General features: G+C 64.1%; 13 protein-coding genes and 1 tRNA gene. 12 read left to right on the top strand and 2 right to left on the bottom strand.

From position 1 onward, the window contains the following. Window positions 1-364: 364 nt before the first annotated feature. Window positions 365-1,636, bottom strand: coding sequence for an MFS transporter (locus tag KA419_14770; protein ID MBP7867197.1), 1,272 nt, complete (start codon window positions 1,634-1,636; stop codon window positions 365-367). A 441-nt stretch (window positions 1,637-2,077) separates the two neighbouring features. After that, the gene (locus KA419_14765) at window positions 2,078-3,358 is read right to left on the bottom strand and encodes a membrane dipeptidase (protein MBP7867196.1); all 1,281 of its coding nucleotides are present in this window, start codon (window positions 3,356-3,358) and stop codon (window positions 2,078-2,080) included. Window positions 3,359-4,373: 1,015 nt separating this feature from the next. On the opposite strand from KA419_14765, the gene KA419_14760 reads away from it, so the two are divergent. From KA419_14760 to KA419_14705, 12 genes are all read left to right on the top strand, one after another. Next, window positions 4,374-5,927, top strand: coding sequence for a M28 family peptidase (locus KA419_14760; GenBank protein ID MBP7867195.1), 1,554 nt, complete (start codon window positions 4,374-4,376; stop codon window positions 5,925-5,927). 2 nt (window positions 5,928-5,929) lie between these two features. Beyond that, window positions 5,930-7,054 (top strand): tRNA guanosine(34) transglycosylase Tgt, encoded by a 1,125-nt coding sequence (tgt, locus tag KA419_14755; protein ID MBP7867194.1) that lies wholly within the window; start codon window positions 5,930-5,932, stop codon window positions 7,052-7,054. Between the two features lie 60 nt (window positions 7,055-7,114). Then, window positions 7,115-7,444: a preprotein translocase subunit YajC gene (gene yajC, locus KA419_14750; GenBank protein ID MBP7867193.1), complete on the top strand. Its 330-nt coding sequence runs from the start codon at window positions 7,115-7,117 to the stop codon at window positions 7,442-7,444. Window positions 7,445-7,496: 52 nt separating this feature from the next. Further along, complete coding sequence (gene secD / locus KA419_14745) at window positions 7,497-9,113, top strand: protein translocase subunit SecD (protein ID MBP7867192.1); 1,617 nt, start codon at window positions 7,497-7,499, stop codon at window positions 9,111-9,113. 52 nt (window positions 9,114-9,165) lie between these two features. After that, window positions 9,166-10,407 carry a protein translocase subunit SecF gene (gene secF / locus KA419_14740; GenBank protein MBP7867191.1) on the top strand — a complete coding sequence of 414 codons (1,242 nt, stop codon included), beginning with the start codon at window positions 9,166-9,168 and terminating at the stop codon, window positions 10,405-10,407. A gap of 81 nt (window positions 10,408-10,488) precedes the next feature. Then, the gene (locus tag KA419_14735) at window positions 10,489-11,283 is read left to right on the top strand and encodes an energy transducer TonB (GenBank protein ID MBP7867190.1); all 795 of its coding nucleotides are present in this window, start codon (window positions 10,489-10,491) and stop codon (window positions 11,281-11,283) included. An 82-nt stretch (window positions 11,284-11,365) separates the two neighbouring features. After that, window positions 11,366-12,013 (top strand): MotA/TolQ/ExbB proton channel family protein, encoded by a 648-nt coding sequence (locus tag KA419_14730; GenBank protein MBP7867189.1) that lies wholly within the window; start codon window positions 11,366-11,368, stop codon window positions 12,011-12,013. Continuing rightward, on the top strand, window positions 12,006-12,455 hold the full coding sequence (locus KA419_14725; GenBank protein MBP7867188.1) for a biopolymer transporter ExbD: 450 nt from the start codon (window positions 12,006-12,008) through the stop codon (window positions 12,453-12,455). The genes KA419_14730 and KA419_14725 overlap by 8 nt, the downstream gene beginning before the upstream one ends. Before the next feature lie 20 nt (window positions 12,456-12,475). After that, complete coding sequence (locus KA419_14720) at window positions 12,476-12,907, top strand: biopolymer transporter ExbD (GenBank protein MBP7867187.1); 432 nt, start codon at window positions 12,476-12,478, stop codon at window positions 12,905-12,907. 13 nt (window positions 12,908-12,920) lie between these two features. Then, complete coding sequence (locus KA419_14715) at window positions 12,921-13,715, top strand: hypothetical protein (GenBank protein ID MBP7867186.1); 795 nt, start codon at window positions 12,921-12,923, stop codon at window positions 13,713-13,715. Window positions 13,716-14,004: 289 nt separating this feature from the next. After that, window positions 14,005-14,099, top strand: a tRNA-Ser gene (locus KA419_14710). Between the two features lie 161 nt (window positions 14,100-14,260). Then, entirely contained in the window at window positions 14,261-15,493 is a 1,233-nt protein-coding gene (locus tag KA419_14705) for an integrase arm-type DNA-binding domain-containing protein (GenBank protein ID MBP7867185.1), read from the top strand. Window positions 15,494-16,297 lie beyond the last annotated feature (804 nt).

Below are 16,297 nucleotides of genomic sequence, written 5' to 3'. Positions count from 1 at the left end.
CCCACGTTCGCACGCGCCGTCCCGGCGCGGGTGTCCGTGCCCCGTGAACGGTGGACGAAAATCCGGAATGCCTCTCACGGAGGCACAGAGGCACGGAGCCGGACGACAGGATCTCTCCGATCGAGCCACTAACGTTTTCAACAGGAAACTTCCGAACTTTTTTTCGTTTTTTCACGATTTTGCGCTTTGCGTCTTCCCCGTGCCCCCGTGAGAGAACATCCGGAAACGGCTCTCACAGAGGCACGGAGCCGGTCGAAGGGCGGAATTGCACGGCAATCTTCTGATGGCCCGTCGCTTGCAATCCGGGCGCAGACGCCTGTTCCTGGTGAGAATGCCCGGGGGACTTCGGCGGTCCCCCGGGTGGTCATCGAGAAAGGGTCTCGAAGGCTTCGGTGACGTCCGCCGCGGGGGCGAGCGTCTCCACCGGTCCCGCGGCAGTGCATCGGTGCAGCAGCAGAAAGCCCGCCGCGAGTAACGCCGACAGGGCGCCCACCGCGGCCCAGAACGGCCCCGGCCCGAGGCGCGCGTACGCCCAGGTCCCCAGCGGGGCGGCGACGGTCAGCCCGAGGGCGAAGCAGAAGCTGGTCACCCCCATGTAAGCCCCCTGGGCGCCCTCGCCCGCGCGGTTGGCGACCCACCCCATGACGAAGGGCATGGAGAGCATCTCGCCCACCGTCCAGACCGCCACGGTGAGAGCGGCGAAGAGCGACCCGGACCCCAGCGGCATCAGCGAGAAACCCAGGCCCACCAGGAACACGCCGGCCGCCACCAGGGGCAGCGGGGCCCGGCGCTCGAGGGCCTTGGTCAGGGCCATCTCCGTCAGGATGATCAGGACGGTGTTCACGGCGATCAGCCGCCCGATGGCCGACTCCGGGAAGCCGTACCCCTCCCGCAGGAAGAGCGGGAAGGTGCCGAAGAGCTGGCAGAAGACCACGGACACCCCGAAGATCAGCAGCGCCAGGCAGAGGAAGGCCGGGTCCCGCCAGGGCGTGCGCGCCGCCGCGGCCGCCGGGACGTCAACGGCGGCGCCGCCGGCGGGGCGGCGCCCCGTGCGCCCGCGGAAGCAGGCCTGGAGCAGGACGCCAGCCGCCAGGCAGGTGGCGCCGTCCACCCAGAAGAGCAGGCCGTAGTCCACCATGGCCAGGACCCCGCCCAGGGCCGGGCCCACCGTGACCCCGGCATTGGCGGCGAGCCGGTGGAGGGCGAAGGCCCGGGTCCGCAGGTCCGGCGGGCAGGCGGAGACCAGGGCGGTGGCGCCGGCCGGGTGCAGGGCTTCCTCGAAGATCCCCAGCAGGAACACGGCCGACACCAGCGTGGTGTAGTCGCGGAGAAAGCCGATCAGGACGAACAGCGCCCCCGCGGCGTAAAGGCTGATCACCTGCACCCGGACGGCCCCCGCGCGGTCGCACAGGGCGCCGCCGAGCCAGGCCCCCGCCAGGGCGCCGACGCCGAAGGCGCCGAGGACGGTCCCCGCGGCGGGGAGCGAAAAGCCGAGTCGCAGCTTCAGGTAGAGGACGAGGAAGAAAAGGACCATGGTTCCGCAGCGGTTGACGAACTCGGCGGCGGCGATGAGCCAGGCGTCCCGGGGGAGCCCGGAGAACGCTTCGCGGTAGGATCGGAGGAGTTTTCGGAACATGACGGTCACCTGCGATGAAAAAAGAGCGCGGCACCCCCCCGGAGGGAGTGAGGGTCCCTTGGCGCCGCAAGGGGCCCGGGATTAATACTGAATGAAAAGGAATGCCGGGCCGGCGGCGACAGGACACCCGTTGTTTACGGGCATGGAAGGGATGGTGTTCCGGGTCGGTTTCATGGTTCACCCGCGGGCATCCGGCTGAAGGAGCGGTGCCTGTGCTTACGCCGGAAAGATGGTCGACCACATGAAAAGTTGCAAAATTCCCGGCTTGCGCCTCGCCGTGCGCATCGCTTCCTTTCGCGGTCTTTCGGGAAAAATACTCCTCTCGCGGCCTCACGCAAAGGCGCGAAGAGGCCAAGCCTCGCAAAGGCGGTCCCTTTCGAGTCGACTCTGCTTTGCGAGGCTTTGCGGCGTTGCGCCTTTGCTCCTTTGCGTGAGGCCGAACTAGTCGAGAGCTTTCGTTTTCCCGGTTGAAGGCGCCGCCGCGGCGCGGGTCACGCTTTCGAAGAAGCGGAGAAAGTTCCCGCCGAGGATTTTCCGGACGTCACGTTCCGTGTAGCCTCGCCGGAGGAGTTCGCACGTGACGAGGGGGATGTCGGCACAGCTCTCCATGGGGGCGGGCAGGGCGCCGATCCCGTCGAAGTCGGAACCGAGCCCGACGGCGTCGATGCCCCCGACCGTGACGACGTGGTCGATGTGGTCCACCAGTCGGGCCACGCCGGGCAGCTTCACCGGGACCGTGGCCAGGAGTTGGCGCCGGGCCCTGTGGTAAGCGCGCCGGTCCTCCCCGTACTGTTTTTCCAGGGCCTCGAGTTGCGGCTGGAGGCGGGCCAGGCGCTCGTCGTCCTGCCGGAGGTAGTCGGCATCGAGGAAGGCGGGGGAGAAGTTCACGCCGACCAGGCCGCCTTTCGCGGCGATGGCCCGGATCAGGTCGTCGGGGAGGTTCCGGGGGATGTCGTTGAGGGCCCGGCAGTCGGAGTGAGAGGCCATGATCGGGGCCGCGGAGATCGCCAGGATGCGCCGGACACTGTCGTCGGAGAGGTGGGAAACGTCCACCATCCACCCCCGGCGGTTCATTTCGCGGACCACCGTCTCGCCCCAGGGGCTCAGGCCGTTCCAGCGCGGATTGTCGGTGGAGGCGTCGCAGAGGTCGTTGGGACGCCAGTGGCACAGCCCGAGCGCCCGGACCCCCGCCGCGTGGTACTCCTCCAGGAGGTCCAGGCGGCCCGGGGGCAGGGGGTTGCCGTTCTCCAGGCTGAGGATGGCCGCCACCCGGCCGCGCCGGACGGCGGACTTCAGCTCGGCGGGGGTGCGGGCGACCGTCACGCCCGCGGCGGTCAGGGTCTTCGTCATGAGGGCCAGGGTTTCCCGGGCGTCCCCGACGGCGGCGTCACCCTGGACGTCCGGCGGGGTGTAGTGGGCGAAGACCTGGAGCTTGACGCCGCCCTGGCGCATCCGGGGCAGGTCGACGTGCCCCTCGTCGTGGCGCTGGTCGAAACGGTAACCGGGGCGATCGAAGTGGAACGCGGTGTCGCAGTGGGTGTCCGCCACCAGGGCCTCGCGGGTCAGTTTCACCGCCCGTTTCCACAGGGCGGGGTCCAGCCCCTCCGGGGTTTCGCCCCCGACTTCGCCGGACGCCGCCGGACCGACGGCGAGACAGCTTCCCACCAGGTAAAACGTGGAACAGGCCCCGAAAAGGGACAGGATTCCGATCCATCGACACATCACAGCTATCCTTGTTGACGAGTTGGGAACGGGGCCGGCTGAAGGACCGTCACCGGCCCGGTGCCCGCACAAAAACGCATCATAACGTCTTTGTGGACAAAATAGAACTGTTTTCTCAGGGCTTCACCGCGCCAGGGTCGTGTACGCCGCGTCCCCACCCTGTCAGGGTCATGCCCTCTGCGTCTTCGCCATAGGGGTGAAATATTTATAGCGGGGGACGGCGGGGTCGCCGTCCAGTCGACCAGAAACCGCATTTCACAACCTTTTTTTATGTGTGATGCGAATGGGTTTCTGGAGAGCCTGGCGGGTCACCACCGTTCGCCCCGCGACCGACCGGCCCCGCCCCCGTAGGGAGCGAACATTTGTAGCTTGGGGGGCCCTCGTTTCCCCCGCCCCGCGCGCCGCCGGCCCGAGATGGCGTCCCGCGGCACGAATTACCCCCGGCGGCGCGCGGGGCGGATCCCTTAAAAAATCAGCGCTTTGACTACAAATGTTTCACCCCTGACGGGGTGTGGACCCGGTGGCGCGCGGGGGAAATGAACAATAACCTTGGTAAAAACACGACCGCTAAAGCGCCAAAGGACCCAAGGGACCCAAGGGACCCAAGGGACCCCAAAAGATTAATCTCATACCTTATCAGTCCTTGATGGGCCCGCAAAAAGTCATTTTTACCCGCGAATCACGCGGATGAACGCGAATCAGAAATCAACAATCAATAGATATTATTCGTGTTATAAATTCGCGTAGATTCGTGTTATTCGCGGGAAATCTCCCTTTCGCGACTTTTTGCGGGCTCATCAGTCCTTTATGTCCCTTTGGTCCTCTGGGTCCTTGATGTCCTTTCACCCCCCTTCCCCCGCCCGCCCCTCGACGGCCCCGGCCGGCTCCCCCTCCCGTATCTTCCCCGGCACATCCCCCGCATCGCTTGATCCCTGAAAATGCGGCTTTACAAAAGGGGCGGGTCGTGGTTTCATGAAGGGTTTACGATGAAGCCCCGCTGGGCAGGGAGTTGAAGATGAAAATGGGCAGGTTGGGTTTGATTGCGTGTGTCGTCGCCATCCTCTCGGTTGCCGCCGGGGGACTTTCCGCGTCCCCCACGGGGCCGGCCGTGGAAAGCGCCGTCGCCGGGCTGTCCCTGGTGCGGGTCGAATCCCCGGACGCCGCGGGCCTGGAGGACACGGGCGGGGCCCTGCTGGGGCGTTTCTCCGACGGGGCGCTCCTGGCGGCCCTCCCGGACGGGGCGCCGGCGCTCCTCCAGGGGGCCGGTGTACCCGCAACCGTGCTGGACGGGCGCATCGAGGGGAGTGAGTACTGGTTCATCCACTACCGCGACCGCGCCCTCCTCGACCGCCTCCCGCCGGACGTGGCCGTCCTGCATGCCGGGGCCGGCGAGGCCCTGGTCCGCGCGGCGGCGGCGCGGGCGGAATCCCTCCCGGAGTCGGGGTTCGAGATCCGGCGGGTGACCCTTTACCCCAAGCCCCTCGCTCCCCGCCGCCTGTCGGCCATCTCCCCGGACATCGCCTACAACAGCCAGGTGCAGGGCATCCTCGACGCCGTCTCCACCGAGTGGCTGATGCTCTATGTCAAGAACCTCAGCGGCGTCAACGCCGTCACCATCGGCGGGTCCCCCTTCACCCTCGTGACCCGGAACTCCTACAAGACCGAGCAGATCCAGAAAGCCACCCAGTACGCCTACGAGTTCTTCCAGTCGCTCGGCCTGCAGGCGTCGTACCACACCTTCCAGGGGGCGGGCCAGCGCAACGTCGTCGCACGCAAGCCCGGCGCCACCTGGCCCGACCAGCACGTCATCATCTGCGGCCACCTCGACGACATGCCCCCCGGGCCCACCGCCCCCGGGGCCGACGACAACGCCAGCGGGTCGGTCGGCGTCATGGCGGCGGCCCGGATCCTCAAGGACCACGCCTTCGACTACTCCCTCGTCTTCGCCCTCTGGACCGGCGAGGAACAGGGCCTCGTCGGCAGCGGGTTCTACGCCAACCAGGCCTTCAACGACGGGATGAAGATCCGCGGCGTGGTGAACCTGGACATGATCTCCTACGACGGCAGCGGCGGGCCCGACCTCGACCTGCACGCCATCTCCCACCTCCCCGACAGCATGAACCTCTGCCTCCTCTTCCAGGACGTGGTGAGCACCTACGGCCTCTACCTCACCCCCCTCGTCCTGAACGACGGCGTCCAGTACAGCGACCACGCGTCCTTCTGGGACTACGGTTTCGCGGCCATGCTGGGCATCGAGAGCGACAACGACTTCACGCCCTACTACCACAAGACGACGGACACCTGGACGACGCTGAACCCGGACTACTTCACGAACTACGTCAAGGCTTCGCTGGGCACCGTGGCGCACCTGGCCGGCATCCGGCCCTCCGGCGACGTCAACGGCGACCACGTCTGCGACGCCCAGGACGCCGTGCTGCTGGCGGTGATCCTGGCCGACGGGGGCGCCGCGACCCTCTACGGGCCGACGGCGGGTGACCTGAACAGCAACGGCGCCCAGGACGCCGGGGACCTGGTGACGCTCCTTCTCCTGCTGGCGGGGGCCCTCTGAGCATGGCGGCCGTGCCGGGCTTCGAACTCCTCCACACCGACCCGTCCTCGAAGGCGCGCCTGGGCCGGATCGTGACGGCCCACGGCGAGATCGAGACGCCCGTCTTCATGCCCGTGGGGACCGCCGCTTCCGTCAAGGCCCTCCCCCACGAGTTCCTGGAGGCCATGGACGCCCGGGTCATCCTGGGGAACACCTACCACCTCTACCTCCGGCCGGGTCACGAGCGGATCCGCGACCTGGGCGGGCTGCACCGGTTCATGTCCTGGCCCCGGGCCATCCTGACCGACAGCGGCGGCTACCAGGTCTTCAGCCACCAGGACCTCCGGAAGATCTCCGAGGAAGGCGTCTTCTTTCGCTCCCACCTCGACGGGAGCGCCCACTTCCTGACCCCCGAGATGAGCATCGGCATCCAGGAGGCCCTGGGGGCGGACATTATCATGGCCTTCGACGAGTGCACCCCCTGGCCCGTCAGCCACGACGCGTGCCGGCAGTCCATGGAGCTGACGCTCCGGTGGGCGCGGCGCTGCCTGGACGCCTTCGGCGGGGGCGACCGCTGGCTCTTCGGCATCGTCCAGGGCGGGACGTACCCCGACCTGCGGGAGCGGTGCGCGGAGGCGCTCCAGGCCATGGGGTTCCCCGGGTACGCCATCGGCGGGTTGAGCGTGGGGGAACCCAAGGCGGACCTGTACGGGATGACGGCCTGGACCGCCGAGCGCCTGCCCGCGGACAAGCCCCGCTACCTGATGGGGGTCGGGACCCCGGAGGACCTCTTCGAGTGCGTGGCGCGCGGCGTCGACATGTTCGACTGCGTCCTGCCCACCCGCAACGCCCGCAACGGCTGCCTCCTCACCAGCCGGGGCAAGCTGGTCATCAAGAACGCCCGCTACGCCGGGGACGAGCGGCCCGTGGACGAGGACTGCGGCTGCATGACCTGCCGGCGGTACTCGCGGGCCTACCTGCGGCACCTCTTCGTGAGCGGGGAGATGCTCGGGTCCATCCTGAACACGGTCCACAACACCCATTTTTATCTTGACATCATGGGCCGAATCAGGCAATCTCTGCGTTTTGATTCTTTCCGCGAACTCAAGGAACGGTTCCTTCAACGATACCGCCCGTCGCAGGAATGAAACACTGAAAAGGCATCGCCGCCCCTCCGGGGGCCATCACTATCACACCGGGGTAGCAACATGAACACTCTGACGTGGTTTTTCCCGATTCTGCAGGGCCAGGCAGGCGGGGCCGGGGCTTTCGCCCCTATCATCATGCTGGCCGTCTTCTTCGCCATCTTCTATTTCCTCATGATCCGTCCCATGAAGAAAAAGCAGAAGGCGCACGAGGTGATGCTCACCGAGCTCAAGCGGGGCGACAAGGTGATCACCAACGGCGGGATCTTCGGGGTGATCGACCGGGTCAAGGACGCCACCTTCATCGTGGAGGTCGCCGACAACGTGAAGTTCGAGGTCCTGAAGTCCTCGGTGGCCGGCCGCCAGGCCGACTCCACCCCGGAAACCAAGTAATCCGTCCGGGCAATCCCCGACGATACCAAACGCAAGGCACAGGAAAGCGGTTATGGGCAAAAACGTCATGGTCAAGATCGTCGTGACGCTCCTGGTTCTGGCCGGGAGTGTCTATTTCTTTTACCCGCCCAAGGACGCCCAGGGCAAGGACAAGATCAAGCTGGGCCTCGACCTCAAGGGCGGCATGCACCTGGAACTCGAGGCGAAGACCGACAAGGTCGTGCTGTCCGAGGTGCACCAGGTGGCCGAGCAGATTCGCACGCTGGCCGAGGGCAAGGTCACGGTGGACTCCGTGAAGTCCGAGGAGCGCACCGTCACGGTGGAGGGGGTCCCCTCCGAGCGCGAGGCCGAGTTCAAGAAACTGCTGGGCGAGGCCCGGGTCATGGACAAGTTCGACTACTCCTCCCTGACCACGGCCGGCAAGGTGAGGATCGAGCTGGTCCTCAAGGGCCAGTACGAGAAGGAGCTGGTCGAGCGGACCATCGAGTCCACCTACGACACCCTCCAGCGCCGCGTCAACGCCTACGGCCTCGAGGACAACGTCATGCAGCAGTCCTCGGGCGGCGCCAACCAGATCAGCCTGGACCTCCCCGGCGTCGAGACCCCCGAGGACGTGAAGGAGCTGCTCAAGAAGACCGCGCAGCTGGAGTTCAAGCTGGTTCACGACCAGATGACCAACGAGCAGCGCCCGGTGCCGCGTTCCCAGGACGAGATCCTGAAGATGTTCGGCGGCAAGGTCCCCGACGGCTACGAGATGCTGCCCTACGAACCCGGCAAGAGCGAGAGCCAGACCACGGGCGGGTACCTGCTCGTCAAGGCCGCCCCCGTCGTCACGGGGCAGCACCTGCGCGAAGCCAAGGCCGAGGAGTCCTACTCCCTCGAGGAGCGGGGCCCGGGCGTCAGCTTCCGCCTCAACTCCGAGGGCGCGAGCCGCTTCGAGGAGGCCACCTCCAAGAACGTCGGGCGCCTGCTGGCCATCGTGCTGGACGGCGTGATCATCTCCGCGCCCCACATCAAGGAGAAGATTTCCGAGAGCGGCCGGATCTCCGGCGGGATGGAGAAGATGGACGAGGCGAAGGTCCTGGCCACCGCCCTCAAGTCCGGCGCGCTGCCGGCGGACATCGTCATCCTGGCCGAGAAGACCGTCGGCCCCTCCCTCGGGCTCAAGTCCATCAACGACGGCATCTTCGCCGGCCTCCTGGGCGTGGCGCTGATCGTCCTGTTCATGCTGTTTTACTACCGCCTCTCCGGGGTAAACGCCGTCCTCTGCCTGGTGGTGAACCTGGTGATCCTCCTGGGTTTCCTGGGGGCCTTCCACGCGTCGCTGACGCTGCCCGGCATCGCCGGCATCATCCTGACGGTGGGCATGGGCGTGGACACCAACGTCCTGATCTTCGAGCGCATCCGCGAGGAACTCCACCTCGGCAAGACCGTCAACGCCGCGACGGAGGCCGGTTTTGCCAAGGCCTTCGTCACCATCCTGGACACCCACATCACCAGCATCGCCTCGGGCGCGGTGCTCTACTATTTCGGCTCGGTGCAGATCAAGGGCTTCGCGGTGACCCTCATCGCCGGCCTCGTGGCCAACCTGTTCTCCGCCGTCTTCGTGTCGCGGACCATGTTCCAGGTGTTCCTCGGTCAGCGGCGCGTGAAAAAGTTGTCGATCTAGGGAACCCGGAACGGAATCGGGTGTCAATAACCAGAGAAGAAGAGGATAGATCATGCTGCAACTGTTCAAGAACGCCAATATTCGCTGGATGAGCCTCAAGTGGGTGTTCATCTCGGTTTCGGCCGTGCTGGCCGTCGTGGGCTGGGTGGCCGTCTTCACGAAGGGCTTTTCCCTGTCCATCGACCTCAAGGGCGGCACCATCGTCCAGATGAAGTTCGCCGCCAAGCCCGACGTGGAGAAGGTCCGGGCCTATTTCAAGAAGACCTTCCCCGAGGAGTTCGAGGAAGTGGCCCTCTTCGGCAGCGCCAGGGACAACGAGGTCCGCGCCAAGCTCCGCATGGTGAAGACCGAGCAGAAGGACCAGTTCCAGAACCTCAGCCGCCAACTCTACCAGTATCTGAAGGAAATGACCGGGGAGAACCGGTACCCGGCCGAGTTCATGGACGTCAACAACACCAACCAGGCCACCAAGGCGAACCTGGTGAAGTACTTCACCTCCCGGGGCGTCCTGCTGACCGAGCAGGACGGCATCCCCAAGACCCGCGAGGGGTACGAGGCCCTGGCGAAGGCCGTGATCGACTACCGGACCTCCCACTCGGGTCTCATCCCCGGCCTCGACGCCCTGAAGACCGCGAAGGTCGCGGTGGGCGACGGCGAGAAGCCGTTCCCGGGCGCGATGGTGGAGGAGATGAAAAAGGGGTTCTACACCGGGAGCTTCTCCATCCTCAGCGTGGACAGCGTCGGCCCCACCTTCGGGAAGGTCCAGCGTGAGAAAGCCCAGTGGGCCGTCATCCTCTCCCTGGTCGTCATGCTCCTTTACATCGCCTTCCGTTTCCGCCTGGCCTACGGCGTCGGCGCCACCGTCGCCATCGCCCACGACGTGGTCATCTGCCTGGGGCTCATGGCCCTGTTCAACCTGGAGATCTCGCTGACGGCCATCGCCGCCATGCTGACCCTGGTCGGTTACTCGGTCAACGACACCATCGTGGTCTTCGACCGGATCCGCGAGAACCTGAAGAAAGCCGACGAGAAGAACCGCCCCTTCGAGGAGATCATCAATCGGGCGGTCAACCAGACCCTCTCCCGGACCATCATCACCTCGGGACTCACCTTCGTGTCGGTCTTCTGCCTGCTCCTGTTCGGCGGCGAGGCGCTGCGGGGCTTCTCCTTCGTGCTGACCGTGGGCATCATCGTCGGGACCTACTCGTCCATCGCCATCGCCAGCCCGGTTATGTGCTGGTGGATCAAGTATTTGGGCACGGACAAGGTGAAAAAGAACCTGAAGTTCGCCTGATCCGATTTTTGTTTGCGAAGGCTTGAAAATCGTGCTAGCATGGGCCGGTATTGGCCCGTAATCCTGACGCGGGAGGCAATCATGTTCGACCAACTGCTTGAATCGGCCGCCAAGCGGGAGAAGACCAAGAAATCATCCACGTTCATAATCTCGATCGTCCTCCACTCGACCATTCTGCTGGCTCTCTTCATCGTCCCGCTCTTCCTCAACGAAATCCTCGCGGAACTCAACTTCCTGACCTTCGTCTCGGCCCCGCCCAACCCGGAGGCCAGCTTCCCGCAGGCCCAGGCCAAGCGCGAGGCCGCCAAGGCGACCAAGGAGGTCCAGGAAACCGACACCAAGGACGTCCAGGTGGTGACCTCCAACGAGTTCACGGAACCGACGGAGATCAAGGAAAAGGTCTCCGACAAGGTCGTGGTCGCCCCCATCGACACCGGCGGCGATTCCGACGCCGGCCTCCCGGGCGGCACCGCCATCGGCGGCGGCGGCGCGGGCTCCCGCACCGGCACCCCCGGCCTCATGGTGTCCGACAGCTCCGCGAACCTCGGCGTCGGCGCCCCGCCTCCCCCGCCGCCTCCGCCCCCGGCCGAGCCCGTGAAGGTCGGCGGGAACGTCCTCTCCTCGAAACTGGTAAACCGCGTGGAGCCCATTTACCCGGAAATCGCCAAGAAGGCCCGCGTCCAGGGCATCGTCATCCTGAAGATCGTCGTGGACGAGAGCGGCAACGTCGCGAGCGTGAGCGTGCACAGCGGTCACCCCATGCTGGCCCCCGCCGCCATGGAGGCCGTGAAGAAGTGGAAATACACCCCCACCGAGCTGAACGGGATTCGCGTCCCGGTGGAAGGCACCGTGGTGGTCAACTTCACCCTGAGATAATTAAAATACGCTTGGAGGTACTGTAATGAACTTGTTCGTGCTTGAATCCCAAGGGTTTGATCTTGGTTCCATGTGGGCCCAGATGGGCTTCGCCGCGAAAGCCGTCGTCGTCTGCCTGGCCATCATGTCGATCTGGTCCCTCACCGTCATGATCGAGCGTTACCTCCGCTACCAGGCCGCCAAGAAGCAGAGCCGCGCGTTCGCGCCCGCCGTGGGCGACGCCCTCCGCGAGGGCCGCGTGGAAGAGGCCCTGATGGTTTCCGAGAACTACGCCAAGTCCCACCTGGCCATGGTGGTCGTGGCCGGCCTGAAGGAATTCCAGGCCCACAACACCTCCGCGGACATTCCGGGTGAGGTCATCGAGGCCTCCCGGCGCGCCTGCGACCGCGCCGCCGCCCTGACCCGCGAGGAACTCAAGCGCGGCACCGGCTCCCTGGCCACCGTCGGCTCCACCGCCCCGTTCGTCGGCCTCTTCGGCACCACCGTCGGCATCATCAACGCCTTCCAGGGCATGTCCAAGGGCGGCGGCGAGAGCGCCGGCATCGAGAGCGTCGCCGGCGGCATCTCCGAGGCGCTGCTCACCACGGCTTTCGGCCTTCTGGTCGCCATCCCCGCGGTCTGGATGTACAACTACTTCACCGCCCGCATCGAGGCCTTCACGGTGGAGATGGACAATTCCGCGTCCGAGCTGATCGACTACTTCCTGAAACGGAGGTCCGTACGTGGCTAAAAAACATTCCGGCGGCGCGGTGAGCGGTGTCTCGTCCGACATCAACGTGACGCCCATGGCCGACATCATGCTGGTGCTCCTGATCATCTTCATGATCACGGCGCCCATGTTGCAGAAGGGCATCTCCGTGAACATGCCGAAATCCAAGGAGAAAGCCTCGAAGATGGAGGCCGCCGACAAGAAGGGCGCCCTGGTCATCGGCATGGACCGGTTCAACAAGGTCTACCTCGGCAACAAGGGCATCGAGGGAAACTGGCAGGCCGAGCTGGTCCCCCGCCTCAAGCGGGCCCAGGAGCTGGACAAGGACATCGGCGGCCAGGTGTTTTTCAAGTGCGACGCAAGCGTGAAATACAAGGAGATCATCGGGGTGATCGAGGTGGTGCGGGAGTCCAACTTCGGCCAGCTCGGCCTCCTGGTCGATCAGAAGAAGCAGACCCAATGATCGGATAAAGGAGAACGACCATGTCAATGGCAGTCGGGACGGGGGGCGGTCCCAAATCGGACCCCAACATCACGCCCTATATCGACATTCTCCTGGTCCTGCTGATCATCTTCATGGTGATCACGCCGGTGAAACCCTACGGCTTCGAGGTCAAGGTTCCCAGCAAGTCGGTGAACCAGGAGCGGCCCCAGCAGAGCCAGAGTATCGTCATCCAGATCAACCCGGCCGACAACCCGAAGTTCGTCATCTTCGGCAAGGGCCGCGACGAAGGGAAGAATTTCACCGAGCTGCGGCTGAAACTGGAACGGACCTTCTCCGACCGCATGGACAAGCAGCTCTTCGTGGTGGGCCAGCCCGGGACGAAGTACAGCGACATCGTCGCCGTCATCGAGGCGGCGAAGTTCGCGGGCGTCACGGACATCGGCCTGATGACGAAGACCATCAACATGTGACGGGAGGCGCCAGATGAAGATTCGTTTTGTTTGCGTGCTGCTGATGGCCGTGCTGGCGCTCTCCCTGACCGCCTGCGGCAAGCTCAAGGCCAAGGATCAGCTCAACAAGGGGATCCAGGCCTACAAGGACAAGGAGTACGAGGACGCCGAGAAGTTCTTCGCCGAAGCCACCAAGCTGGACCCCGACCTCGACCTGGCCTGGGAGAACCTGGCACAGGCCAAGCTCCAGCAGATCAGCTCCTCCATGAGCAACGTGGCGGACAAGGAGAAGGCCCTGGGCGCCGTCGAGGTTTACCAGCGCCTCAAGGAGACCCGCAAGAGCAGCTCGGCCTACCGCAACATCGCCAAGCTCTACGCCCGTCTCACCCAGTGCCAGAAGAGCATCATCACCGAGGACGAGATGAACCAGTTCATCCAGAAGGCGCGGGATTCCATCCTCGAGTGGCAGAAGGTCGACCCGGAGAACAAGGAGCCGCTCGCCATGATGGGCGAGTTCGTCATCACCCTGAGCGACCGCGAACTCCGGGACAAGGGCATCCAGCGCAACTCCGACCTGGACAGGCTGGAGGACGCCGAGTACCTCCCCATCCTGACCAAGGTGGACGAGGGGCTCAAGTTCTACGCCGACGCCAGCAAGAAGGACCCCAACGACGTCAAGATCATCGAGGGCCTCATCGTCGCCTACAACCAGAAGATGTGGCTCACCAAGGACTACACCCAGTGGGAGGAGCTGAACAAGGCCCTCGGCGACCTCAAGATGAAGCGCTACCAGCTCAAGTCCAAGCCGGCGGAACCCAAGCCCGCCTGATTCGGTTGAACAAGAACCCCAAGGGGACCCGCGAGGGTCCCCTTTTTTTTCGCGGTGTTTTCGGACCGGGTCGGCCAACCTCTCGGGTCTTCGATCCCGGTTCTACGCGAGGGGTGTAAAGAGGCCCCTGACGTTCCAACGGATTCTGCGACCGGCTTGGCGCCTTTGCGAGAGGCTTCCGGCGGTTGGCCTCTCCCGCCATCAGGCCTCCTGGACCGGACCCCGGAGAACCTCCGAAATTTCTGTGGACGGCCTTTTCCGTTTGTGGTATCGTGCACCCTCTTCGGGCGGAGGAGTACCGAAGTGGTCGTAACGGGGTCGACTCGAAATCGACTTGTCCCGCCAAAACGGGGCACGTGGGTTCGAATCCCACCTCCTCCGCCATTTAAATTTCCGCCGCCGTGCGCGGACGTCAAAAACCCCTGAGAAATCAGGGGTTTTTGTTTTTCGGTTTTCCGCCCAAGACCGTTTGAATGCATTGACAGCCGCAAATTTTCGGGGTAACTTTCGGGGTAACAGGGAAGCGCTCGGAGGGAGTTACCCCAATGCCCAAGCAAATCGTTCAATTATCAGATCTTAAAGTGAAGCAGGCGAAACCGGCGGAAAAGGCATTCAAACTCTACGACGGGCACGGGTTGTTCGTACTCGTGACCCCGACCGGGGGAAAGTGGTGGCGCCTGCGGTATCTTTTTCGGGGTAAGGAGCAACTCCTTTCCCTCGGCACTTACCCCGAAGTTGGGGTAAGTTCCGCTCGCGAGGAGGCGAAGCGACTGAGAGAACAGCTGGCTGCGGGACGTGATCCTGCCGCTGCCCGCAGGGCTGACCGGATGGCCGATTGCGGGAGGGATACTTTCGAGGCGGTGGGGCGGGAGTGGTATGAGCGGAACGCCTCGGGTTGGAGTGACACGCACCGGGCAACCATACTGGAACGCCTGGAGCGTGATGTGTTCCCCTGGCTCAAGGACAGACCCATAGCGGACATCGAGGCGCCCGAAGTGTTGGCCGTGCTCCGTCGGGTAGAAGATCGGGGGGCCGAAGAGACAGCCAGGCGGGAGCGTCAGGTAATCGGGCAGATTTTTCGCTATGGTATCGCGACCGCCCGATGCAAGAGCGATCCCGCCGCGCATTTGGTGGGGGCTTTGGCGAAGCCCTCTCAGCGCCACTTTCCCGCCATCACCAACGAGAATGAACTCGGGCAGTTGCTCCAGGCCATGTGGGACTACAGGGGAACCGCCGTGGTCAAAGCCGCGCTGCGCCTGACGACGCTGTTGCTTCTTCGCCCCGGGGAACTGCGCCGTCTCAAATGGGGGTGGGTCGACCTGGAAAAGCGCTTGGTGGAGATCCCCGGAGATTTCATGAAAAACGCTCTGCCGCACCTTGTGCCCCTGGCCCGCCAGGTCGTAGCGGAGCTGGAGGAGCTGCGGCCGGTCACTGGCGAGAGCGAGTACGTTTTTCCTGCGGGGTGGGGCGGCAGCCGGCCGATGTCCGAGGCCGGGGTGCTTCAGGCCCTGCGCCGGCTCGGCTATGGGAAAGAGCAACTTGTGGCACACTCTTTCCGCACCACGGCAAGCACACTGCTCAATGAGAGCATGAAATGGAGCGCTGACGCCGTGGAGTTGCAACTGGCACATAAGCCGAAAGACCGGATCCGGGCGATCTACAACCGCGCCCAGCGGCTTGATGAGCGCACCAGAATGATGCAATGGTGGGCGGACCGCCTCGATACCCTCCGGCTTGGAACAGAGCGCAGGATCGTGGCGCTCGGTGAGAAGCAATAAAAGAAATCCAAAAAAAACTGGGAAGTTTTCTGTCTACTCTCGAGCTTTTCACGCGAAAAATCTGAGCCGCTATTGGCATGGGTCCCCTGGCTCCGCAACCTATCGCACATGATGCACCTGCGGCTTTCATGTGAAGAAGGGCTATTTACTTGACTTTAGTTGTTGTTAGAGGACATGCCCGGGGCTAGATGCTCCTGTCTGGATCTAGTCCGATTTTTGACATATCTTTTTTGATGAGCGAGTTAGAGGACAATAAGGAAGGATTGAGATGAAGCCTGTGGCCAAGCCCTGACAGTTCTGTCTCCTGGTGTCGGAAGAGGTCCACCAGGTGATCCGGGAGCGCTCAAAATGTGAGCGGAAAAATACTCACCGAGTTCCCCGTGGATCGCTCACTGGACGACGACGAGTACACGACAAACAGGAACAATGCTGAAGGCATCGTTGCACACCAACCGATGCCGAAAAGACAGCATGGAACTGTTTTGCCTATGACCGCGTGCAGTTGCTCCGACGCGTCACCGTCCGGGTGAAGGGGGTGCACTCTATCGCCGGCCGCTCCCTGTGCGTGCCCGAGCACGAAGTGGACAAGTTCATTCGTCTGGGTAATGAAACCACCCGAAACCATTTCCCAGATCAGGAAGGTGTCTTCCCTTCGACAAACCGGACTTGACCCATTGTCTAGCCCGACTTTCCGACTTATTCGTACAAACAGGTGTAATCTATAGCAAGAGAACGTTATATAGCAAGAGGTGACTATACCCTAAGACGATTATTTCTCTCGGAGCCCCAAGGTGGACACCAGGT

This window comes from Acidobacteriota bacterium, from assembly GCA_018001935.1.
GTDB lineage: Bacteria > Acidobacteriota > JAAYUB01 > JAAYUB01 > JAAYUB01 > JAGNHB01.
Note: the sequence above shows the minus strand (reverse complement) of the source record. Positions and strands in the feature narration are given on the sequence as shown.

What these genes read in the sequence shown, in the direction of transcription:
- KA419_14760 (MBP7867195.1), top strand. Translation starts at nt 4,374, where the DNA reads ATGAAAATGGGCAGGTTGGGTTTGATTGCGTGTGTCGTCGCCATCCTC.
- KA419_14705 (MBP7867185.1), top strand. Translation starts at nt 14,261, where the DNA reads ATGCCCAAGCAAATCGTTCAATTATCAGATCTTAAAGTGAAGCAGGCG.
- secF (MBP7867191.1), top strand. Translation starts at nt 9,166, where the DNA reads ATGCTGCAACTGTTCAAGAACGCCAATATTCGCTGGATGAGCCTCAAG.
- yajC (MBP7867193.1), top strand. Translation starts at nt 7,115, where the DNA reads ATGAACACTCTGACGTGGTTTTTCCCGATTCTGCAGGGCCAGGCAGGC.
- KA419_14735 (MBP7867190.1), top strand. Translation starts at nt 10,489, where the DNA reads ATGTTCGACCAACTGCTTGAATCGGCCGCCAAGCGGGAGAAGACCAAG.
- KA419_14730 (MBP7867189.1), top strand. Translation starts at nt 11,366, where the DNA reads ATGGGCTTCGCCGCGAAAGCCGTCGTCGTCTGCCTGGCCATCATGTCG.
- KA419_14770 (MBP7867197.1), bottom strand. Translation starts at nt 1,636, where the DNA reads ATGTTCCGAAAACTCCTCCGATCCTACCGCGAAGCGTTCTCCGGGCTC.
- tgt (MBP7867194.1), top strand. Translation starts at nt 5,930, where the DNA reads ATGGCGGCCGTGCCGGGCTTCGAACTCCTCCACACCGACCCGTCCTCG.
- KA419_14765 (MBP7867196.1), bottom strand. Translation starts at nt 3,358, where the DNA reads ATGTGTCGATGGATCGGAATCCTGTCCCTTTTCGGGGCCTGTTCCACG.
- secD (MBP7867192.1), top strand. Translation starts at nt 7,497, where the DNA reads ATGGGCAAAAACGTCATGGTCAAGATCGTCGTGACGCTCCTGGTTCTG.
- KA419_14715 (MBP7867186.1), top strand. Translation starts at nt 12,921, where the DNA reads ATGAAGATTCGTTTTGTTTGCGTGCTGCTGATGGCCGTGCTGGCGCTC.
- KA419_14720 (MBP7867187.1), top strand. Translation starts at nt 12,476, where the DNA reads ATGTCAATGGCAGTCGGGACGGGGGGCGGTCCCAAATCGGACCCCAAC.